General features: G+C 58.9%; 21 protein-coding genes and 1 tRNA gene. 16 read left to right on the forward strand and 6 right to left on the reverse strand.

What is annotated here, in order from left to right:
* The first annotated feature begins 207 nt into the window (after positions 1–207).
* The 3 genes from ACA044_RS06980 to ACA044_RS06990 all read left to right on the forward strand — a co-directional run bounded on the left by ACA044_RS06980 (position 208) and on the right by ACA044_RS06990 (position 3,866).
* The gene (locus ACA044_RS06980; protein WP_497445716.1) at positions 208–879 is read left to right on the forward strand and encodes a response regulator; all 672 of its coding nucleotides are present in this window, start codon (positions 208–210) and stop codon (positions 877–879) included.
* Positions 872–2,257 (forward strand): sensor histidine kinase, encoded by a 1,386-nt coding sequence (locus ACA044_RS06985; RefSeq protein WP_497445717.1) that lies wholly within the window; start codon positions 872–874, stop codon positions 2,255–2,257. Before ACA044_RS06980 ends, ACA044_RS06985 begins: the two co-directional genes overlap by 8 nt.
* A 274-nt stretch (positions 2,258–2,531) precedes the next feature.
* Positions 2,532–3,866 (forward strand): IS110 family RNA-guided transposase, encoded by a 1,335-nt coding sequence (locus tag ACA044_RS06990; RefSeq protein ID WP_497444406.1) that lies wholly within the window; start codon positions 2,532–2,534, stop codon positions 3,864–3,866.
* 156 nt (positions 3,867–4,022) lie between these two features.
* Here the strand turns inward: ACA044_RS06990 and ACA044_RS06995 are convergent, their stop codons facing one another.
* Positions 4,023–4,844: an HDOD domain-containing protein gene (locus ACA044_RS06995; protein WP_497445718.1), complete on the reverse strand. Its 822-nt coding sequence runs from the start codon at positions 4,842–4,844 to the stop codon at positions 4,023–4,025.
* Between the two features lie 35 nt (positions 4,845–4,879).
* On the reverse strand, positions 4,880–5,821 hold the full coding sequence (gene ygfZ, locus ACA044_RS07000) for a CAF17-like 4Fe-4S cluster assembly/insertion protein YgfZ (RefSeq protein ID WP_497445719.1): 942 nt from the start codon (positions 5,819–5,821) through the stop codon (positions 4,880–4,882).
* 149 nt (positions 5,822–5,970) lie between these two features.
* On the opposite strand from ygfZ, the gene ACA044_RS07005 reads away from it, so the two are divergent.
* Both ACA044_RS07005 and ACA044_RS07010 read left to right on the forward strand, forming a co-directional pair.
* Positions 5,971–6,225 carry an FAD assembly factor SdhE gene (locus tag ACA044_RS07005; RefSeq protein ID WP_175376188.1) on the forward strand — a complete coding sequence of 85 codons (255 nt, stop codon included), beginning with the start codon at positions 5,971–5,973 and terminating at the stop codon, positions 6,223–6,225.
* A complete protein-coding gene (locus ACA044_RS07010) occupies positions 6,209–6,661 on the forward strand; it encodes a protein YgfX (RefSeq protein WP_497445720.1) in 453 nt (150 codons plus the stop codon). The genes ACA044_RS07005 and ACA044_RS07010 overlap by 17 nt, the downstream gene beginning before the upstream one ends.
* Here the strand turns inward: ACA044_RS07010 and nadB are convergent.
* On the reverse strand, positions 6,630–8,246 hold the full coding sequence (gene nadB, locus ACA044_RS07015) for an L-aspartate oxidase (protein WP_497445721.1): 1,617 nt from the start codon (positions 8,244–8,246) through the stop codon (positions 6,630–6,632). The genes ACA044_RS07010 and nadB overlap by 32 nt on opposite strands.
* Positions 8,247–8,804: 558 nt before the next feature.
* On the opposite strand from nadB, the gene rpoE reads away from it, so the two are divergent.
* The 4 genes from rpoE to ACA044_RS07035 all read left to right on the forward strand — a co-directional run bounded on the left by rpoE (position 8,805) and on the right by ACA044_RS07035 (position 12,654).
* Positions 8,805–9,386 carry an RNA polymerase sigma factor RpoE/AlgU gene (gene rpoE / locus ACA044_RS07020; RefSeq protein WP_003172477.1) on the forward strand — a complete coding sequence of 194 codons (582 nt, stop codon included), beginning with the start codon at positions 8,805–8,807 and terminating at the stop codon, positions 9,384–9,386.
* Positions 9,387–9,416: 30 nt separating this feature from the next.
* Positions 9,417–10,004 carry a sigma-E factor negative regulatory protein gene (locus tag ACA044_RS07025; RefSeq protein ID WP_497445722.1) on the forward strand — a complete coding sequence of 196 codons (588 nt, stop codon included), beginning with the start codon at positions 9,417–9,419 and terminating at the stop codon, positions 10,002–10,004.
* An 8-nt stretch (positions 10,005–10,012) separates the two neighbouring features.
* Positions 10,013–10,975 (forward strand): MucB/RseB C-terminal domain-containing protein, encoded by a 963-nt coding sequence (locus ACA044_RS07030; protein ID WP_497445723.1) that lies wholly within the window; start codon positions 10,013–10,015, stop codon positions 10,973–10,975.
* Positions 10,976–11,223: 248 nt separating this feature from the next.
* Positions 11,224–12,654 carry a DegQ family serine endoprotease gene (locus ACA044_RS07035; RefSeq protein WP_497445724.1) on the forward strand — a complete coding sequence of 477 codons (1,431 nt, stop codon included), beginning with the start codon at positions 11,224–11,226 and terminating at the stop codon, positions 12,652–12,654.
* Positions 12,655–12,729: 75 nt separating this feature from the next.
* On the opposite strand, the gene ACA044_RS07040 is transcribed toward ACA044_RS07035, so the two are convergent.
* Entirely contained in the window at positions 12,730–14,163 is a 1,434-nt protein-coding gene (locus tag ACA044_RS07040) for a M48 family metalloprotease (RefSeq protein WP_048394060.1), read from the reverse strand.
* A 98-nt stretch (positions 14,164–14,261) separates the two neighbouring features.
* On the opposite strand from ACA044_RS07040, the gene ACA044_RS07045 reads away from it, so the two are divergent.
* Positions 14,262–14,501, forward strand: a complete 240-nt coding sequence (locus tag ACA044_RS07045; RefSeq protein WP_007898654.1) for a sulfurtransferase TusA family protein — start codon at positions 14,262–14,264, stop codon at positions 14,499–14,501.
* A gap of 31 nt (positions 14,502–14,532) precedes the next feature.
* Positions 14,533–15,603: an AI-2E family transporter gene (locus ACA044_RS07050; RefSeq protein WP_497445725.1), complete on the forward strand. Its 1,071-nt coding sequence runs from the start codon at positions 14,533–14,535 to the stop codon at positions 15,601–15,603.
* 143 nt (positions 15,604–15,746) lie between these two features.
* Here ACA044_RS07050 and ACA044_RS07055 read toward each other — a convergent pair whose 3' ends face one another.
* Both ACA044_RS07055 and ACA044_RS07060 read right to left on the reverse strand, forming a co-directional pair.
* Positions 15,747–16,220, reverse strand: a complete 474-nt coding sequence (locus tag ACA044_RS07055) for a peroxiredoxin (protein ID WP_497445726.1) — start codon at positions 16,218–16,220, stop codon at positions 15,747–15,749.
* 10 nt (positions 16,221–16,230) lie between these two features.
* Positions 16,231–16,791, reverse strand: coding sequence for a glycine cleavage system transcriptional repressor (locus ACA044_RS07060; protein ID WP_253551533.1), 561 nt, complete (start codon positions 16,789–16,791; stop codon positions 16,231–16,233).
* 328 nt (positions 16,792–17,119) lie between these two features.
* Here ACA044_RS07060 and dapA point away from each other — a divergent pair, with 328 nt between their 5' ends.
* The 5 genes from dapA (at position 17,120) to ACA044_RS07085 (ending at position 20,808) form a co-directional block, all read left to right on the forward strand.
* Complete coding sequence (gene dapA / locus ACA044_RS07065; RefSeq protein ID WP_497445727.1) at positions 17,120–17,998, forward strand: 4-hydroxy-tetrahydrodipicolinate synthase; 879 nt, start codon at positions 17,120–17,122, stop codon at positions 17,996–17,998.
* A 17-nt stretch (positions 17,999–18,015) separates the two neighbouring features.
* Positions 18,016–19,131 carry an NlpB/DapX family lipoprotein gene (gene bamC, locus ACA044_RS07070; protein WP_497445728.1) on the forward strand — a complete coding sequence of 372 codons (1,116 nt, stop codon included), beginning with the start codon at positions 18,016–18,018 and terminating at the stop codon, positions 19,129–19,131.
* A 2-nt stretch (positions 19,132–19,133) separates the two neighbouring features.
* Positions 19,134–19,892, forward strand: a complete 759-nt coding sequence (locus ACA044_RS07075; RefSeq protein WP_497445729.1) for an MBL fold metallo-hydrolase — start codon at positions 19,134–19,136, stop codon at positions 19,890–19,892.
* Between the two features lie 28 nt (positions 19,893–19,920).
* Positions 19,921–20,634 (forward strand): phosphoribosylaminoimidazolesuccinocarboxamide synthase, encoded by a 714-nt coding sequence (gene purC / locus ACA044_RS07080; protein ID WP_497445730.1) that lies wholly within the window; start codon positions 19,921–19,923, stop codon positions 20,632–20,634.
* A gap of 84 nt (positions 20,635–20,718) precedes the next feature.
* A tRNA-Ser gene (locus ACA044_RS07085) sits at positions 20,719–20,808 on the forward strand.
* Positions 20,809–20,960: the final 152 nt, after the last annotated feature.

The following is a 20,960-nucleotide window of genomic DNA, read 5'->3' on the forward strand; positions in this document are numbered from 1 at the left end:
TTTATTGTTCTTATTGGCGAAAACGCTTCGAGGCGTTTTTCGTACAGCGACGGCAGTCGAAACTGTCCGTGGCTGGACTCTAACTGGCCAACCTTTCGCTAACCTTTCAGCTGACTTTCACGGTTTTCGGGCTTCACAGCGACGGATGCGGCTGTAAACTCCGCGCCAAAGAGTGGCGTCGACCATCCCTGAATGAGGTAAAGATCCATGCGTGTTCTGCTCGTCGAAGACCATCTGCAGCTTGCCGAAAGTGTCGCCCAGGCACTCAAGAGCACCGGGCTGACCGTGGATGTGCTGCACGACGGCGTGGCGGCCGACCTGGCCTTGAGCAGCGAGGAATACGCCGTGGCGATCCTCGATGTCGGCTTGCCGCGCATGGATGGCTTCGAAGTGCTGGCGCGTCTGCGAGCCCGGGGCAAGAACCTGCCGGTGCTGATGCTGACCGCCCGCAGCGACGTCAAGGATCGGGTCCATGGCCTGAACCTGGGGGCTGACGATTATCTGGCCAAACCCTTCGAGCTGACCGAGCTCGAAGCCCGGGTCAAAGCCTTGCTGCGCCGCAGTGTGCTCGGCGGTGAACGCCTGCAGCGTTGTGGCGTGCTGGCCTATGATCTGGATACCCGGCGCTTCACCCTCGGCGAAGAATTGCTCACCCTGACCTCCCGCGAGCAGGCGGTGCTCGAAGCCCTGATCGCCCGCCCCGGTCGAGTGATGAGCAAGGAGCAACTGGCTGCCCAGGTGTTCGGTCTTGACGAGGAGGCCAGTCCCGATGCCATCGAAATCTACGTTCACCGCTTGCGCAAGAAACTCGACGGCCAACCGGTGGCCATCGTGACGTTCCGCGGCCTTGGCTATTTGCTGGAAAGCCGCGATGCATAAGCTCAGCAGCCTGCGTTGGCGGTTGCTGTGGAACCTCGCGCTGCTGCTGGTGGTGTTGATGCTGGCCAGTGGTTTGAGCGCGTACTGGAACGGTCGCGAAGCCGCCGACACCGCTTATGACCGGACCTTGCTGGCCTCGGCCCGGACCATCGCCGCCGGCCTGTCTCAGCGCGACGGCAGCCTCAGCGCCAACGTGCCTTACGTCGCCCTCGATACGTTCGCCTACGACAGCGCCGGGCGGATTTTTTACCTGGTCAACGACATCAATCAGAAGCTTATCTCGGGCTACGAAAACCTGCCGGCACCACCGCCAGGAACGCCGCGCACCGACGATTACCCCGCGCTGGCGCGTTTCTATAACGCCAAATATCAAGGGCAGAACGTGCGCGTGGTCAGCCTGCTCAAAGCGGTCAGCGAGCCAAACATGAACGGCATGGCGGAAATCCGCGTGGCGGAAACCGATGAGGCGCGGGTCAGCATGGCTCGCAGCCTGATGGCCGACACGTTGTTGCGTTTGGGCATGCTGGCGATCGGTGCGCTGCTGATGGTCTGGTTTGCGGTCAGTGCGGCGCTGCGTCCGCTGGAACGCTTGCGCACGGCGGTGGAAGAGCGTCAGCCCGATGACTTGCGGTCCTTGCCTCTGGTGGAAGTGCAGCACGAGTTGGGGCCGCTGGTGCGTGCACTCAATCACTTTACCGAGCGCCTGCGCGGACAGTTCGAGCGTCAGGCGCAGTTCATCGCTGATGCCGCCCATGAACTGCGTACGCCATTGGCGGCGCTCAAGGCACGACTCGAACTGGGTTTGCGGTCGAACGAACCCGAAATCTGGCGTAGCACTCTGGAAACCGCTGCCCAGGGCACGGATCGCCTGACCCATCTGGCCAATCAATTGCTCTCGCTGGCACGGGTCGAGAATGGCGCCCGGGCAATCGCCGAGGGCGGTGCGCAGTTGCTCGACCTCAGTCAGTTGGCCCGTGAACTGGGCATGGCCATGGCGCCGCTGGCCCATGCCCGTGGCGTGGCACTGGCGCTGGAAGCTGACGAGCCGGTGTGGCTGCGCGGCGAGCCGACGCTATTGAACGAACTGTTGAGCAATCTGGTGGACAACGCGTTGGCTCACACGCCGCCGGGGGGCAATGTGATCCTGCGGGTCACGGCTCCGGCGGTGCTGGAGGTCGAGGACGATGGCCCGGGGATTCCCCTTGAAGAGCGGGACCGGGTGTTCGAGCGCTTTTACCGGCGCAATCAACAGGTGGCCGGGTCGGGGCTGGGATTGGCCATTGTCGGCGAAATCTGCCGCGCCCACCTGGCGCAGATCAGCCTGCACGATGGCGAGCGTGCGGGGTTGAAGGTGCGGGTGAGTTTTATTGCGGGATAGGTTGCTGCAAATACAATCTGTGGCGAGGGAGTGGCCGCCGCGTCTTCGACGCTGCGCTGTCGCGCAGCAAACAAGTGTCCGACCTAAGATTGGGGAGCGCGCGGGGGCAGAGACCGTAGCCATCACTGGTGTGTGCGCACCCGAGAGGGAGAGTGGTCTGCACGGTATCGGCGTGGAGTCGTTGTAGGCACAGCAAGCTGTGACCACGTATGAGAGAGTGAATCCGTTCGCCACCGTGTTCCCCGCGCGCCTTTCAATCCTGCGAGGAATTGTCATGGCGCGCAAGAACCAGCAGAAACGATTTGAAGTAATTCATCCTCATTGTGCGGGGATCGATATCGGTAGCCGTGAGCACTGGGTCGGCATCAACCCCGGCCAAAGCGATACGCCGGTTCGCTGCTTTTCGACCTTTACTGAGGATTTGGTGAAGCTGGCAGAATGGCTGGAATCGCTGAAAATCAACGTCGTGGCGATGGAGGCCACCGGTGTTTACTGGATACCGCTCTTCGAGCTTCTCGACTCGAGAGGCTTCGAGGTGTATTTGGTCAATTCCCGGGCTACACGCCAGATAACCGGCCGTAAATCTGATGTCCTGGATTGCCAGTGGATTTGGCAGCTCATGACCCACGGCTTACTCAGAGGCGCTTTCCGGCCGGCTGATGATATTTGCTCGATGCGATCTTTGGTTCGCCAGCGTGCCATGAAGGTTCGCGATCAAGCCAAGACCATCAATCGCATGCAAAAAGCTCTGACCCAGATGAACATTCAACTAGCCACTGTCATCAGCAATATCGCCGGCCTGACAGGCATGAAAATTATCAAGGCCATCATCGGCGGCGAGCGCGATCCTCAAGTATTAGCCAATTTTCGAGACGGTCGTATCAAGGCTGATCACCAAACCATTGCCCGTAGTTTGCACGGTAACTGGCGGATCGAGCATCTGCATGCCCTGGCTCAGGAAGTGGCGGCCCATGATTTTCTGGAAGAGCAAATTACCGAGTGCGATCAGGCCATCGTTGAGGCTCTTGATCGACTTCCCGTATTGAACAATGCGCCCATGCAGCCCACCAAGGCACTGCGCAGCCCTCATCGTTCGGCAGATGAACAGGCCAGCCTGCATGAGGCGCTTGGGAAAATCATGGGCGTTGATTTGACCGCTATTCCCACCATTGGAGTTGAAACCGCTTTGGTTCTGGCGAGCGAAATAGGACCTGATTTGTCGCGCTTTCCGACTCCGCAGCAATTTTCTTCCTGGATGGGCCTGGCACCTCCCACCCGAATATCAGGGGGCAAGCCGTTACCCGGTCAGGTTGCGAAAGTGTTTAACCGAGCGGCGCAGGCTCTGAAGCAGGCCGCTTCCAGCGCCCGCAACGACAAAAGCTTCATTGGCGCCAGTCATCGCGCCCGACTGGCCCGCATGGATACCTCATGCGCGATCAAGGCCACGGCACATCAACTGGCTCGGTTGATCTATGCCATGCTGACCAAAGGACAGCCGTACGTGGAAAAAGGCATGGAAGAATATGAGGCTAAAAGTCGTGATCGCCAGGTCAGAGCCTTGCAACGCAAGGCTACTAAGCTGGGCATGAGGTTGGTCGACGTCGCTTAAAAAACATTAAAAACAAAGGGTTGGCTTTTGTTTGATGAGAGCTTGCTCCCGCTGGGCTGCGAAGCGGCCCCAAAACCATCCAGCGCATTCATTCAAATATGCCGGGTTTACGACTGCTGCGCAGCCGAGCGGGAGCAAGCTCCCTCGCCACAGTGATCAGTAAAACATCGACCGCGATTCTTCCAGATCCTTGCACATCGACTCGTTATCCGGATCAATCCCCAACTTTTTGAAGGACGGCACGCTGAATGGGTCGATACGAGCCAGTGGATGATCGGTGTCCTTGTGGCAGTAAAGGCTGGCCACTTGCACCAGATCGACATAATCGACCCGCTCCGATTGCCGCTTGAAGTCCAGATACAGCCCCGGCAATTGCACCAGCATTTCCGGAAACTCCCAGACCCTGAGCAGCTTGTCGCCGAGCAGCGGATGAATGCGGTCAATCACATGGTTGAGGCTGACCGGGTCAGACAGCAATTCATAGTGATCTTCGGCGTAGGTCAGGATCGGCAGCACACCAATCTGATGCACCAAGCCGCCAAGGGCTGCCTGATCAGGCTTGAGTTGTGTGTAGCGGCGGCACAACGCATAACTGACCCCGGCGATTTCCAGGCTTTTGCGCCAGACCTCGCGCATTTTCTGTTCCACCACTTCGGAACGGGCATTGAAGATCTGTTCCATTACCAGACCGATGGCCAGGTTGCTGCTGTAATTGACGCCCAGCCGGGTGATGGCCGTGTGCAGGTCAGTCACTTCCTGGGTCGCGCGCAGCAACGGGCTATTGACCACTTTGATCAGGCGCGCCGACAGCGCGGTATCGCGGCCAATCACTTTGCTCAGTGTGCTGACACTGATTTCCGGGTCTTCAGCGGCCTTGCGAATCTGCAGGGCCACTTCCGGTAACGTTGGCAGAACCAGGTCATCGTTATCGATGGCCTCAACCAAATCCTGTTGGACCTTATCCGCCAGCTCTCTCATTTCTTTTCTCTAGGGTATTGCGACAAGTCTTGCTGTTAACGCTGGATTTCGCGATCACGATCCAGTTGGTAAGGCAGATCGAGTAGATGCAGGCCCGGGCCTTCGAGTGCGCCAAGGTGCAGGTTGCCATCTTCTGCAGCTTCGGCTTGCAGCACGGCCAGGAGTTCGATGTTCTGCTCGGCGCGGGCGGCCAGCACTACTTCACCGATCGAACTGCCGTGGGTCGGGGAAAACAGTGGGGTGCCGGGCTCCGGCAATTCGCTGGCCTCCAGTTGCAGGCGATACAACCGGCGCTTGAGTTTGCCCAGATACTGCATGCGCGCGACGATTTCCTGGCCGGTGTAGCAACCCTTCTTGAAGCTCACGCCACCGACGGCTTGCAGATTGAGCATCTGCGGGATGAACAGCTCGCGGGTGCTCGGCATCACCTGACCGATCCCGGCGCGGATCTGGCCCAGCAGCCACTGATTCAGATCGCCTTCGGCCAACAGGGCCGACAGCTTGCCTTTGACGGCATCGGCTTGATCGGCGCCAACCCAGAGTTCAGCGCGGTCAGGCGAGACGCGAAGGGCGATCAGGCCGTCATTGCGCACGACGCTGTCGGTTTCTGCTGGCAGCTCCAGGCCCAGGCGGGCCAGTGCCGCATCGCCATGCTCAAGGCCAAAACGAACCCAGCTGGCACTTTCATCGGTCAGTTTCGATTTGGAGAACACCGCGTATTTTTTCAGGTCCGCCAGTTGCGGCTCCAGCAGTTCGCTGGCCATTGCCATGAGCACGCCGTCGCCTTCCAGCAGAATGCGGAAACTCGACTGCATCCGGCCTTTCTGCGTGCAGCGCGCGCCAAGGCTGGACTGGGTGTCGCTCAGGTAATTGAGGTTGCAAGTCAATTGGCCTTGCAGGAATTTGCTGGCATCCGCGCCGCGTACCGCGAGAACGCCTTCGTGAGACAGGGTGCAGAAAAAAGCAGAGTCGGCCATGGGTCATCGCAGGGTAAAGAGTCCGAGGGACATCATAAGGGGGCGCCCGTGAAATGGGTAGTTCACAAAGGATCGTCGGTGCCCGACCAAAGCCGACTGTTCGACCGGCCTTGGGGCTGTATACTTGCGGCCTATTTGAGGAGCGCTCCATGGTCGAAGATGTTGAACTGAATCGCCTCTACTGGCACAGCCGCCGCGGCATGCTTGAGCTTGATGTGTTGCTGGTGCCGTTTGTGAAAGAGGTATACCCGCACCTCAACGAGGTTGATCGCGCGTGCTACGTCAGGCTGCTCGAATGCGAGGATCAGGACATGTTCGGCTGGTTCATGGAACGCACCGAATCGGAAGATCCGGAGCTTCAACGCATGGTTCGCATGATCCTGGATCGTGTCCAGCCCAAGTAACGCGTTCGAATGCCGCTGGCATGCCTCGCGGCAGTTGCTGGCGGCCTATGTTCTGGCCCAGCTGTTCGCGCTGGGTTCGCTGTTTCTTCTCTCTATACCGCTCTGGGCCAGCCTGCTCGGCTTTGTACTGTGCGTGGCTCATGGTTTTTGGGCGTTGCCGCGGCACATTTTGCTGACTCACGCGCAGGCCTTTCGCGGCTTGCGCCGCAATGCCGATGGCTGGCAGTTGTGGAATGAGGCGCAGGGCTGGCAGCCCGTGCAACTGCGACCGGACAGCCTGGCGTTGCCATTGATTGTGGTACTGCGTTTTCGTCTGCGCGATGAGCGACGGGTCCGGGCGATCTGTGTGCCGCGGGATTCGCAGGCGGCGGATGTGCACCGACGCCTGCGGGTTCGGCTCAAGTTCAGTCGGCGTAGGTGGGCGGCACCAGAATAGTGTCCAGGGCGACCGGCAGCATGTTCGGGTAGTCGAGGGTGTAATGCAGGCCGCGACTTTCCTTGCGCTCCATGGCTGACTGGATCATCAGTTCGGCTACCTGAGCAAGGTTCCTCAGCTCAATCAGGTCTCTGCTCACTTTATAGTTGCTGTAGAACTCGTCGATTTCGTCCAGCAGCAGGCGCACCCGGTGCTGAGCCCGTTGCAGGCGCTTGTTGGTGCGCACGATGCCAACGTAGTCCCACATGAATCGCCGCAGTTCGTCCCAGTTGTGCGCAATGATCACGTCTTCATCGGAATCGGTGACCTGGCTCGCATCCCACACGGGCAGGGCGCTCGGGATCGACACCTCTGGCAACTGCTCAAGAATATCCGCCGCCGCCGAGCGGGCATAAACGAAACATTCCAGCAGTGAGTTGCTGGCCATGCGGTTGGCGCCATGCAGACCGGTGAAGCTGGTTTCGCCAATCGCATACAGCCCCGGCACATCGGTGCGGCCCCGCTGATCGACCATCACGCCGCCACAGGTGTAGTGCGCCGCGGGTACCACCGGGATCGGTTGCTTGGTGATATCGATGGAGAATTCCAGGCAGCGTTCATAAACCGTCGGGAAGTGCGACTTGATGAAGTCTTCAGGCTTGTGGCTGATGTCCAGGTAGACGCAGTCGATACCCAGGCGCTTCATCTCATGGTCGATAGCACGGGCGACGATGTCCCGGGGTGCCAACTCGGCCCGTGGGTCGAAGCGCTGCATGAAGCGCTCACCATTGGGCAGCTTCAGGTGCCCGCCTTCGCCACGCAGGGCTTCGGTGATCAGGAAACTCTTGGCTTGCGGGTGATAAAGGCAGGTGGGATGGAACTGGTTGAACTCCAGGTTCGCTACCCGGCAGCCCGAACGCCAGGCCATCGCGATGCCATCGCCGCAGGCACCGTCGGGGTTGCTGGTATAGAGGTAGACCTTGGCGGCACCGCCGGAAGCGAGGATCACGAAGCGCGCGCCGTAGGTGTCGACTTCACCGGTGCCGCGGTTGAGCACATAGGCGCCGAGACAACGGTCGCCTTCAAGGCCCAGGCGCTTTTCGGTGATCAGGTCGACCGCGACCCGCTGCTCCAGCAGTTCGATATTGGGTCGCTGTTTGGCCTGGTCGAGCAAGGTTCTGAAGATCGCCGCGCCCGTCGCATCGGCAGCGTGGATGATGCGCCGATGGCTGTGACCGCCTTCGCGGGTCAGGTGAAACTCGAAACCACCGTCGTCAGTGCCGGACTGTTCATCGCGGGTAAAGGGCACGCCTTGGTCGATCAGCCATTGAATCGCCTCCCTGCTGTGCTCGACAGTAAAGCGCACGGCGTCTTCATGGCACAGGCCACCGCCGGCGTTGAGGGTGTCATCGACGTGGGATTCGACAGTATCGGTGTCATCCAGAACGGCAGCGACACCGCCCTGGGCCCAGAAGGTCGAGCCGTTGGCGAGGTCGCCTTTGCTCAATACGGCGATGCGCAAATGACCGGGCAAGGTCAGCGCAAGGCTCAAGCCGGCAGCACCGCTGCCAATTACCAGAACATCGTGTTGAAACTGTTGGCTCATTTCAGGATTCCGCTCAAAGCGACCCGGGTCGGGGGTGGCGCAAGACAGCTGGATCGGCGAGTCAAGACAGCCACACAGCCCACTAGTATATAGAGGGGGGGAGCGGCACAATAGCCGGGCTCACATGGCATTGTGAAACTACTGTCACGGAAAAGACTGGACGCTTCGTCGGAAGTTTTTTGACTGCTTTGGCAACGAGGCGACTGTATCGTGGATTTAACAGTCTTTTTCTCTTCACGGTTGCACAATGTCGGTTTGGCGCAGCTATAAATATGGAACTTTTGCCAAAGGCTCAAGATCAATAGACGGTTGCCTGAAACAAGGGACAGTGTCGGCTTCGGTGCGGGACTTGCGATATTGGGTCCTTGCAGGCGAATCCGATGACAAGATTATTCGCGCAGCCGGGTCATGCCGCACTGCGCTTTTCGTGCGTGCCAAATCAGAGCCCGCAGGAAACTTGCTTGGAGGGGGAGAACTTTTGCGAAAAGCCCGAGTCTATGTTTGCAAGTCTGGTCGTTCAGTTATGCAAGCCTCCTCCGAGCTTATCGAGGAGTGTTCATGCTAACCCAGGAAGAGGATCAGCAGCTGGTCGAACGCGTTCAACGCGGCGACAAGCGAGCTTTCGATCTGCTAGTGCTGAAATACCAGCACAAAATTCTCGGGTTGATCGTGCGTTTCGTGCACGACACCCATGAAGCCCAGGATGTCGCACAGGAAGCCTTTATCAAGGCATACCGTGCACTTGGTAATTTTCGCGGAGACAGCGCGTTTTATACGTGGCTTTACCGCATCGCCATCAACACGGCGAAAAACTATCTGGTTTCACGCGGCCGCCGGCCGCCGGATAGCGATGTCAGTTCCGAGGATGCAGAGTTCTACGATGGCGATCATGGCCTCAAGGATCTCGAGTCGCCAGAACGTGCATTGCTGCGGGATGAGATCGAAGGCACCGTCCATCGAACCATTCAGCAACTTCCAGAAGATTTGCGTACGGCTTTAACTTTACGTGAATTCGATGGTCTGAGTTACGAGGACATTGCCAGCGTCATGCAGTGTCCGGTGGGTACCGTGCGCTCCCGGATTTTCCGCGCCCGGGAGGCCATCGATAAAGCCCTGCAGCCGTTGTTGCAGGAAAACTGAGACAGCGGCGACAGCCAAGAGAGGAACGCCATGAGTCGTGAAGCCCTGCAGGAATCGCTGTCCGCAGTGATGGATAACGAAGCGGACGAACTGGAATTGCGTCGGGTGTTGAATGCCTTCGACGATGTTGAAACCCGCGAAACCTGGGCTCGTTACCAGATCGCTCGGGCAGTCATGCACAAGGACTTGTTGCTTCCTCGCCTGGACATCGCTGCGGCAGTCTCTGCTGCGCTGGCTGACGAAGCCGTACCGGCAAAAGCCTCTCGCGGTCCATGGCGTAGCCTGGGTCGTCTGGCAGTCGCTGCTTCGGTGACCGTTGCCGTGCTGGCGGGTGTTCGTCTGTACAACCAGGACGAGATCGCCGGTGTCGAGCTGGCCCAGCACTCCAATCAACCGGGTCTGACCGCTCCTCAGGTCAAGGGTCCCGCTGTATTGGCAGGCTACAATGAGAGTTCGGAAGCCACGGGCCCTATGGCCAACGGCGTATTGCAAGGTCAGCCAGGCTGGCACGATCAGCGTTTGCCAGGTTACTTGCGCCAACATGCTCAACAGGCTGCACTGAAAGGTACTGAGAGCGCTCTGCCTTACGCTCGTGCAGCAAGCCTGGAAAACCGTTAAGGAGGATCATGCGCGCCATACCTCTACTTACGCTTCTGCTCAGTGGCTGGTTTGTTGTTCCAGCCCACGCCGATGAAGCCCAGGACTGGCTGAAGCGTCTGGGGCAGGCCGAGCATACGCAGAGCTTTCACGGTACTTTCGTCTACGAGCGTAACGGTAGTTTCTCTACCCATAACATCTGGCATCGCGTCCAGGATGGCCAGGTCCGCGAGCGTTTACTCCAGCTCGACGGCTCGGCTCAGGAAGTCGTGCGCATTGATGGGCATACTCAATGCGTCAGCGGCATCCTGATAGCAGGGCTGGGGGACTCACCCAACTCCACCGCTCGTGCGCTCGATCCACAAAAACTAAAGAATTGGTATGGCCTTGCCGTCATCGGCAAGTCGCGTGTGGCTGGGCGTGCGGCGGTGATCGTGTCATTGACGCCCCGCGATCAGCACCGCTACGGTTTTGAGCTGCATCTGGACAAGGAAACCGGCTTGCCGTTGAAGTCATTGTTGCTCAATGACAAAGGGCAACTGCTGGAGCGGTTCCAGTTCACCCGACTGGACACTGCCGAGGTGCCTTCCGATAGCGATTTGCAGGCAGGTTCCGATTGCAAACCCATTACCCTCGACAGTGACAAGGCTTCCGCCGTCAAGACCGCGCAGGTCTGGCATTCGGACTGGTTACCGCCAGGTTTCGAGCTGACCAGCAGCACCTCTCACAAGGACCCGGAGACCGAAGCCCAGGTCAACAGTCTGATGTTCGACGACGGCCTGGCCCGATTCTCGGTATTCCTTGAGCCATTGAATGGCGCAACAGTCACTGACACGCGCACCCAGCTAGGGCCAACCGTCGCTGTCTCCCGGCGATTGACTACTCCGCAAGGCGAAATGATGGTGACCGTGGTCGGTGAAATACCGATTGGCACCGCCGAACGGATTGCGCTGTCCATGCGCAACGATGCTGCGGCTACCAGCAAGCAATGAGCTGATCAGCGATGCTCATCAATCGGGGGGTTGGATGGTGCGGGAGGTCGACAATGCCTGTCCCGCCGTTGATGCCTCGAAATGTTTTGCCGAGCATTTTCATTTGCAAATATTCCGAAAATTTTTTATAGGTCAGAGCCCCTCGGCTCTGGCCTTGTTTGTTGTTCCCGGAACAAAAATACCGGCGTATCGTTTCCGGTGTTCCTTGCTCCATATCGCTTAACCATGCTCGTCGTAACGGGAGCCGTATGTCGATACCACGCTTGAAATCTTATCTCTCCATTTTTGCCACCGTGCTGGTGCTCGGTCAGGCGGTCGCTGTGCAAGCGGTCGAATTGCCTGACTTCACGCAGTTGGTCGAGCAAGCCTCTCCGGCGGTGGTGAATATCAGCACCACCCAGAAGCTGCCGGACCGCAAGGTGTCCAGCGAGCAAATGCCGGACCTTGAAGGTTTGCCGCCGATGCTGCGCGAGTTCTTCGAGCGGGGCATGCCGCAGCAGCCACGTTCCCCCCGCGGCGATCGTCAGCGTGAGGCTCAATCCCTGGGCTCGGGTTTCATCATTTCGCCTGACGGCTACATCCTGACCAACAACCATGTGATCGCCGATGCCGACGAGATTCTCGTGCGCCTCGCCGATCGCAGTGAGTTGAAGGCCAAGCTGATCGGTACCGATCCGCGTTCCGACGTAGCCTTGTTGAAAATCGAAGGCAAGGACCTGCCGGTTCTGAAGCTTGGCAAGTCGCAGGACCTGAAAGCCGGTCAGTGGGTCGTGGCCATCGGTTCGCCGTTCGGCTTTGACCACACGGTGACCCAAGGTATTGTCAGCGCCATCGGCCGTAGCCTGCCGAACGAAAACTATGTGCCGTTCATCCAGACCGACGTGCCGATCAACCCGGGCAACTCCGGTGGTCCGCTGTTCAACCTGGCCGGCGAAGTGGTCGGCATCAACTCGCAGATCTATACCCGCTCCGGCGGCTTCATGGGCGTGTCGTTCGCAATCCCTATCGATGTGGCGATGGACGTTTCCAATCAGCTGAAAAGCGGCGGTAAAGTCAGTCGTGGCTGGTTGGGCGTAGTGATCCAGGAGGTGAACAAGGATCTGGCCGAGTCGTTCGGTCTCGAGAAGCCGGCCGGTGCGCTGGTGGCTCAGATCCAGGAAGACGGTCCGGCTGCCAAGGGTGGTCTGCAAGTGGGCGATGTGATTCTCAGCATGAATGGTCAACCAATCGTCATGTCCGCCGATTTACCACACTTGGTGGGCGCGCTGAAGGCTGGCTCGAAAGCCGATCTTGAAGTGATCCGCGAAGGCAAACGCAAGAACGTCGAACTGACTGTCGGCGCTATCCCCGAAGAAGGCAAAGAGCTGGACGCCTTGCCTAAATCCAGCGTCGAGCGCAGCAGCAATCGCCTGGGTGTTTCCGTGGCCGAGTTGACCGATGAGCAGAAGAAAACCCTCGACCTCAAAGGTGGCGTAGTGATCAAGGAAGTTCAGGACGGTCCTGCTGCCTTGATCGGCTTGCAGCCGGGGGATGTGATCACTCACCTGAATAATCAGGCGATCGGCTCCTCCAAGGAGTTCACGGACATTGCCAAGGCGCTGCCGAAGAACCGCTCGGTATCGATGCGGGTTCTGCGTCAAGGTCGCGCCAGCTTCATCACCTTCAAACTGGCTGAATAAACCGGTTGTCGGCTGAATAAAAAACCGCCTCGAAAGAGGCGGTTTTTTTGTGTCTGAATTTTTGTCTAGAAAGAATCAGCCCATCATGTCCTTGACCATGCGTTCCTGTTCCATCAACTCACGTTGCCGTGCGTCGATCCGTGATGATAACGGGAAGTTGCTGCCAGCCTTACGCTTGGCGAAGTCCAGTTGCTGGATTGCCTGGCGATAATCACCGACCAGTGCAAAGTACTCCGCGCGAGCCTGATGCAGGCCGATGATGTTGCCCGACAAGCCGCGGGTTTCGGCCACCATGTACCAGACGTCTGGATCATCAGGTCGGCTCTTGAGCAGGTTCTCCAACGCCTTTTCCGCATCGGCTGCTCGATTCTGCTTGAGCAGCAGGTCGACACGCACCTGATTCAGCGGGTAGTTGCCGGGATATTGAGTGAGCATCCGGTCGACCCGTGACTGAGCATCGGGCAGACGATTATTAGTGATGTCCAGATCGACCTGCGCCAGGTTGTAGATGATCTCGTTCGGCGATTTGGCCAGCAGCAGCTTGAGGTTCTCGCGAGCCTCATTCAACTGACCGCCCTTGATCTGGGCAATCGCCAGGCCATAGCGGGCGACGTCGTTTTTCGGGTTTTCATCGAGTTGGGCACGGAAGCGCTTGGCGCCCAGGCCTGGGGTTTCTTCATAGATCAGCTGCACGCGTGCCCGAATCAGCTGATAACGCATGCTGTCTTCGATACCACCCGGCTTGGCCTGTTCGGCGCGGTTGCGGGTGTCGGCGATCCGCGATTCGGTCACCGGGTGAGTCAGCAGGAATTCTGGTGGCTTGGCGTCGAAGCGGTACTGGCGCATCAAGCGTTCGAACATGGTCGGCATCGAGCGCGGATCGTAACCGGCCTTTTCCAGATTCATGATGCCGATACGGTCGGCTTCCTGCTCGTTCTGGCGTGAGAAACGTCGTTGTTCCTGAATAGCCGCCGCTTGAGTGCCGGCAATGGCTGCGATCCCGGCATCGCCTGCGCCGGCTGCGGCAATCACAATGCCGGCCAGCAGCGCAGCCATCATGGGCACTTGCATGCGTTGCGACGCTTCGACGCCACGAGCGAAGTGACGCTGCGACAAGTGAGCCAGTTCGTGGGCCAGTACCGAGGCATATTCGCCCTCGGTCTGGGCATTGAGGAACAAGCCACCGTTGACGCCGACGATCCCGCCCGGCGCGGCAAAAGCGTTGAGCTGCGGGCTGTTGATCAGGATGAACTCCAGGCGCCGGTCATTGACCTGGCTGGTCTCCACCAGTCGGTAGACGCTGGATTCGACGTAATCCTTGAGTTGCGGATCGTTGAGCTGCGACACCTGGCTGCGCAACAGCGCCAGCCACGCGCGGCCCAGTTGGTGTTCCTGTTGCGGCGAGACGATGGCAGAACTGGCGTCACCGAGTGACGGCAAGTCGTCGGCGAAGCCTGGTGAGGCGAGCAGGCAAGCGAGCGTCAGCAGGGTAGGGCGCAAAAAAGTCATGCACAAAGCCTTAGTCGACAAAGACCTTACTGTAGCCGGACACTACGCTTGGGACCAGATATTCTAAGCAGCTTAACCCTCTGCCCCGGAGTGATTCGATGACTGACGCTGTAACCCACGACGCCGAGCTGGACGCCAGCGGTCTGAATTGTCCGTTGCCATTGCTAAAGGCCAAACTGGAACTCAACCGATTGGCCAGCGGTGCGGTACTCAAGGTGATCGCTACCGATGCGGGCTCCCAGCGCGACTTTCGCACCTTTGCCCGATTGGCCGGTCATACGCTGCTTCGTGAAGAAGATGAGGCGGGCGTTTACCGCTACTGGTTGAAAAAAGCCTGAAACCGGCTGTGTTCGTTTCTAAGGATTATTGATGTTCAAAGTGTTACGCGACTGGATTCAGCGCTATTTCTCGGATGAAGAAGCTGTGGTGCTGGCGGTGTTGCTGTTTCTGGCATTTACCGCGGTGCTTACCCTGGGAGGAATGCTTGCGCCAGTACTGGCCGGGATGGTGCTGGCGTACCTGATGCAGGGGCTGGTGGTGACCCTCGAGCGCATGCGTGTGCCAGGTGGCGTAGCGGTGGGGCTGGTCTTTGCGTTGTTCATGGGGTTGTTGCTGGTTTTTATCATCGTCGTGGTGCCATTGCTCTGGCATCAACTGATCACACTGTTCAACGAATTACCCGGCATGCTCGCCAAGTGGCAGTCGCTGCTGTTGTTGCTACCCGAGCGCTATCCGCACCTGGTGTCGGATGAGCAAGTACTGCAGGCCATTGAAGTGGCGCGGGGCGAGATCGGCAAGTTCGGCCAGTGGGCGCTGACATTCTCGCTGTCGAGTCTGCCGCTGCTGGTGAACATCATGATCTACCTGGTGCTGGTGCCGATCCTGGTGTTCTTCTTTCTCAAAGACCGGGAGATGATCGGCCTGTGGGTGCGCGGTTATTTGCCGCGGGAGCGAGCGCTGATCACCCGGGTCGCCCAGGAAATGAACCGGCAGATCGCCAATTATATTCGCGGCAAGGTCATCGAAATTTTCATTTGCGGCGGCGTGACCTATATCGCGTTCGTGGCGCTGGGGCTCAACTACGCGGCGTTGCTGGCGTTGCTGGTGGGTGTGTCGGTGGTGGTGCCCTACGTCGGGGCGGTGGTGGTGACCGTGCCGGTGCTGCTGATTGCGCTGTTCCAATGGGGCTGGAGCGATCAGTTCATCTATTTGATGGCGGTCTACGGGATCATCCAGACGCTGGACGGCAACGTGCTGGTGCCGCTGTTGTTCTCGGAAGCGGTCAACCTGCACCCCGTGGCGATTATCTGCGCGGTGCTGTTGTTTGGCGGGTTGTGGGGCTTTTGGGGGGTGTTCTTTGCGATTCCCCTGGCGACGCTGTTCAAAGCCGTGCTGGATGCCTGGCCACGCAAGGAGCCGGTGGTGGCGCCGTTGCTTTAACGGTCAGTGCGGGTTATGCGGTGGGGCAGAGGGCCTCTTCGCGAGCAAGCCCGCTCCCGCAGTTGACCGAGTTGTCCAGGCAAGCACGGTCTAATGTGGGAGCGGGCTTGCTCGCGAAGGCGTCCGAATAGACGCCGATAAACTCAAGCCTTGTTCAGCGCCTGAGCCGCAGCCAAAACCGCATCCACATGCCCTGGCACTTTCACGCCGCGCCATTCCTGACGCAGCACGCCGTTCTTGTCGATCAGGAAAGTGCTGCGATCCACGCCCATATATTCTTTGCCGTAGAGCTTTTTCAGCTTGATCACGTCGAACAGCTGGCAGAGCGCTTCTTCCTTGTCGCTGATCAGCTCGAAAGTGAACGCCTGCTTGGCCTTGAAGTTTTCATGGGATTTCAGGCTGTCGCGAGAGACGCCGAAGACTTCGGTGTTGGCGGCTTTAAAGGCTTCGAGCTGATCACGAAAACCCTGCCCCTGGGTAGTGCAGCCCGGTGTGCTGTCCTTCGGATAGAAGTAAATCACCACTTGCTTGCCTTTAAGGCCCGCGAGGCTGACGGTCTGCCCGTTGGTGGCTTGGGCTTCGAAGTCGGCAACCGGTTGGTCGATGGCAACGGCCATGAGTGTTTCCTTACATTGGGTTTTGTGGGCGCCACGGCTCGATCAAGGCATCCAGGTTCAGCGCATCGGCGAAATCCAGGAACTGATCGCGCAGCCAGCTGATTTGCACGCCGGCCGGCAAAGTCACGGTAAATGTGGCGTTGAGCATGGTGCCGCCGGTTTGGGGAGCCTGATAGGTGTCGCAGGTCAGGTTTTCCAGTTCGACGTTGTGGTCCATGAAAAACTGGCACAGTTCGTTGATGATGTCCGAGCGATAGGCCGAGCTGACATAGGCGACATACGGTAGGGCCTGGGGACGATTTTCCAGCGCCGCGCTGCGCACCACATTGACGGTGAAGGCGTGCCGTTTGGCCAGCACTGGCAGGCTGCCTTCCAGGCGCGCCAGGGCGTCCCAGCTGCCGGAGATCTCGAGGATCAGCGCGCTGCATTCGCCATGACGCGTCAGGCGAGAGGTGACCACGGCGCAGCGGTTTTCATGGCTGGCGCGGCACAGGACGTTAGTCAGCTCCATGGGGTTGGCGCCGAGGGCACTGATGACAAGGAATTGTTCGCGAACTGTGGGGGTGGACATGCAGCATTCCTAAAGCGATGAGCGGTCGATACTTCTACGGGCTTTTTTTACCGGAGACGAGCCTGCGGATGCGAACTCAGAAAGCCCCAGCCGAAGGTTGCAACCTGCTCCAGTATGGCGGGAGCGAGCGGTGGCAACGCTGGATCAGGGCTTGTGATGCCGAAAATGGAGGCTGGAACCCGGCGTAAGAGCTTATCAGTACCGATCAAAGTCTGAAGGGTAGCGAAAAGCAGCGCCAAGGGGAATGGCAGCAGCGCAGTACTTCGCTTGTACAAGCATCTTGGCGCCAGTACCATTACCGCTCTCTTTTTCCGGCAGGAGCGGTTGCATGATTGCGGGCAGTATGGTGGCACTGGTCACACCCATGGATGCACAGGGACGTCTGGACTGGGACAGCCTGAGCAAACTGGTGGACTTCCACCTGCAAGAGGGCACCAACGCCATCGTGGCGGTCGGCACTACAGGTGAGTCGGCCACGCTTGACGTGAACGAGCACATCGAAGTGATTCGTCGCGTGGTTGCCCAGGTTGCAGGGCGTATTCCGGTGATCGCCGGTACGGGCGCCAATTCGACGCGCGAAGCGATCGAACTGACCACCAACGCGAAGAACGCCGGCGCCGACGCGTGCCTGCTGGTAACCCCTTATTACAACAAGCCGACGCAAGAAGGCCTGTACTTGCACTTCAAGGCAATCGCCGAAGCCGTCGACATCCCGCAGATCCTTTACAACGTACCGGGCCGTACCGCATGCGACATGCAAGCCGAGACGGTGATCCGCCTGTCGACCGTGAAGAACATCATCGGCATCAAGGAAGCCACGGGCGACCTGCAGCGCGCCAAGGACATCCTGGCCGGCGTGAGCAGCGACTTCCTGGTTTATTCCGGTGACGATGCGACCGCGGTCGAGCTGATGCTGCTCGGTGGCAAGGGCAATATTTCGGTGACCGCCAACGTCGCTCCGCGCGCCATGAGCGAGCTGTGCGCCGCGGCCATGGCCGGCGATGCCGCCAAAGCCCGGGCGATCCACGAAAAGCTGATGCCGCTCAATAAAACCCTGTTTATCGAATCCAACCCTATCCCCGTGAAATGGGCACTGCATGAAATGGGCTTGATGCCGGACGGTATCCGTCTGCCGCTCACCTGGCTCAGCGCTGCCTGTCACGAACCGCTGCGGCAGGCCATGCGCCAGTCCGGCGTCCTGGTTTAATTGAGGAAGTACTACGCATGAAGCGATTGGCCGGACTTTCCGCACTTGCCTTGATTATCTCCAGCACCAGTGGCTGCGGATGGATCTGGGGCCCGGAAGGTTACTTCCGTGACCGTGGTAGCGATTACCTGGAAGCGCAACAGACTGCACCGATGCAACTGCCACCGGACGTCAGCACCGCCAAGCGTCTGGATCCGCTGTTGCCGATCCCGCGTAACGTGGCCGACGACACCGCCAAGGGCGAATACATCGTGCCTCGTCCGCAGCCGCTGTCGGCAGCGGCTGATGCCAGTGCCTACTCACTGCAGAAGAGCGGTGATTCACGTTGGATCGTGGCTCAGAATCCGCCGGCCGAAGTCTGGCCAGTGGCCGTGCAGTTCTTCCAGGACAACGGTTTCCGTCTGGACGAGCAACGCCCGCAAACCGGCGAATTCACCACCACCTGGCAGCATTCCGACGAACTGTCCGCAGCAATGGCCAAGCGCCTGAGCGCGGCCGGTGTCGACGCCAACAGCGAAACCCGCGTGCGGGTGCGTATCGAGCCGGGCGTGCAGCGCAACACCAGTGAAGTCTACGTGGTCAGCGCCGAGCGTCCTGCCGGCAGCACCGCCAACGTGGATTTCACCAATCGTTCGGTCAACACTGGCCTGGACGCAGCACTGGTCGACGACATGCTCGCGAGCATGAGCCGCATCTCGGAGAAGGGCGGTTCGGTCTCCATGCTGGCGTCCCGTGATTTCGATACGCCAAGCCGTGTCAGCCTGACCGAAGACGGCAGCGGCAACCCGGTGCTCAACGTCGGTTCCGACCTGGATCGTGCCTGGTCGAGCGTCGGTCGCGCGCTGGAGCAGGGCGAGTGGCGTGTTGAAGACATCAACCGCAGCCTGGGCCTGTACTACATCAACCTTGCCGAAAAAGCCGAGAAAAAGGACGAGAAGCCAGGTTTCTTCAGCGGTCTGTTCGGCAGCAAACCGGACAAGGAAGAAGTTGAAGCCCGCGCCGAGCGTTATCAGGTTCGCCTGAGCAAGGTTGGCGAGAACGTACAAGTCACCGTCGAGAAAAATATCAATACCGTGGCGCCAGCAGACGTGGCGCGCAAAGTGTTGACCGTGATTCAGGACAACCTGGGCTGATCATGCGTTTTGCCGTTCTCGGCAGCGGTAGCCAAGGGAACGGCACGCTGATAGCCAGCGACGACACGTATGTACTGGTGGATTGTGGTTTCTCCCTGCGGGAAACCGAAAAACGCCTGCTGCGACTGGGTGTGAACCCTTCGCAGCTGAGCGCGATACTCGTGACCCACGAACATGCCGACCACGTGCATGGCGTGGGTTTGCTGTCTCGGCGTTACAATCTGCCTGTCTACCTCAGTCGCGGGACCCTGCGCGGGATGCGCAAACCGATTGAACCCGCAGGCCTTTTGGCTGGCGGCGAGCAACTACAAATCGGTAACCTGAGCATTGGTGTCATTGCCGTGGCCCATGATGCGCAGGAGCCGACGCAGTATGTCTTCAGCGACGGTCAGCGACGTTTCGGCCTGCTGACCGACCTGGGTTCGTACTGCAACAAGGTACTGGACGGCTATCGGGACCTCGATGCATTGATGATCGAGTCCAACCATTGCCGAGACATGCTGGCTCGCGGTCACTACCCGTACTTTCTCAAGCAGCGGGTGGGCGGTGAATTGGGACATTTGAACAACCATCAGGCGGCATTCCTGGTGGCCGAGTTGGGCTGGCAAGGCCTGCAACACCTGGTCCTGGCCCATCTGAGCAGCAAGAACAACCTGCCGCAGCTGGCCCGGCAATGTTTTGTCGACACCCTCGGGTGCGACCCGGACTGGCTGCAACTGGCCGATCAAGATTCAGGGCTCGACTGGCGACACATCGCCTAGCCCACCTACTTAGCAAGCGGAGCCCATCATGGAAAAACGTGAAGAACTCTACCGCGGCAAAGCCAAATCGGTTTACAAGACCGACGACGCTGACCGCTTGATCCTGCTGTTTCGCAACGACACCTCGGCGTTCGACGGCAAGCGCATCGAGCAGCTCGACCGCAAAGGCATGGTGAACAACAAGTTCAACGCCTTCATCATGCAGAAACTCGAAGCAGCCGGCGTGCCGACTCAATTCGACAAACTGCTGGGCGACAACGAATGCCTGGTGAAGAAACTCGACATGATCCCGGTCGAATGCGTCGTGCGTAACTACGCTGCCGGCAGCCTGGTCAAGCGCCTGGGCGTCGAAGAAGGCATGAAGCTCAACCCTTACACCTTCGAACTGTTCCTGAAGGACGACGCCAAGGGCGACCCGTTCATCAACGAATCCCACGTCGTGGCATTCGGTTGGGGCAAGGCCGAGCAACTGGTTCGCATGAAAGAACTGTCGCTCAAGGTCAACGAAGTCCTGAGCAAACTGTTCGACGACGCCGGCCTGCTGCTGGTCGACTTCAAACTCGAATTCGGCGTGTTCTCCGACGGCTCCATCGTTCTGGGTGACGAGTTCAGCCCGGACGGCTGCCGTCTGTGGGACAAGGCCACCGGCAAGAAAATGGACAAGGACCGCTTCCGTCAGGGCCTCGGTGACGTCATCGAAGCTTACGAAGAAGTCGCCAACCGTCTGGGCGTACCGCTTTAATCGACGCAAGCATCTGATAGCACGGAAAAAAATCGATCAAGGGGGTTCGCTTCCGGCGATTGTGCTGTTATGATGCGCGCCGTTGGAGAGATGCCAGAGTGGCCGAATGGGACGGATTCGAAATCCGTTGTACCTTCACCGGTACCTAGGGTTCGAATCCCTATCTCTCCGCCATTACATAGAAAAAAGCCCCGTAGATGAAAATCTACGGGGTTTTTTCGTTTGCGCAGCTTTTTCCATTGGGCCATTTTTCGCGCTCACCCGACTTTTACCCCAAGTCTTTGGTGTCGGATAAATCAGGCCAATAGCGTAAGAAAAATATGCCT

Source organism: Pseudomonas sp. LBUM1673, from assembly GCF_059695645.1.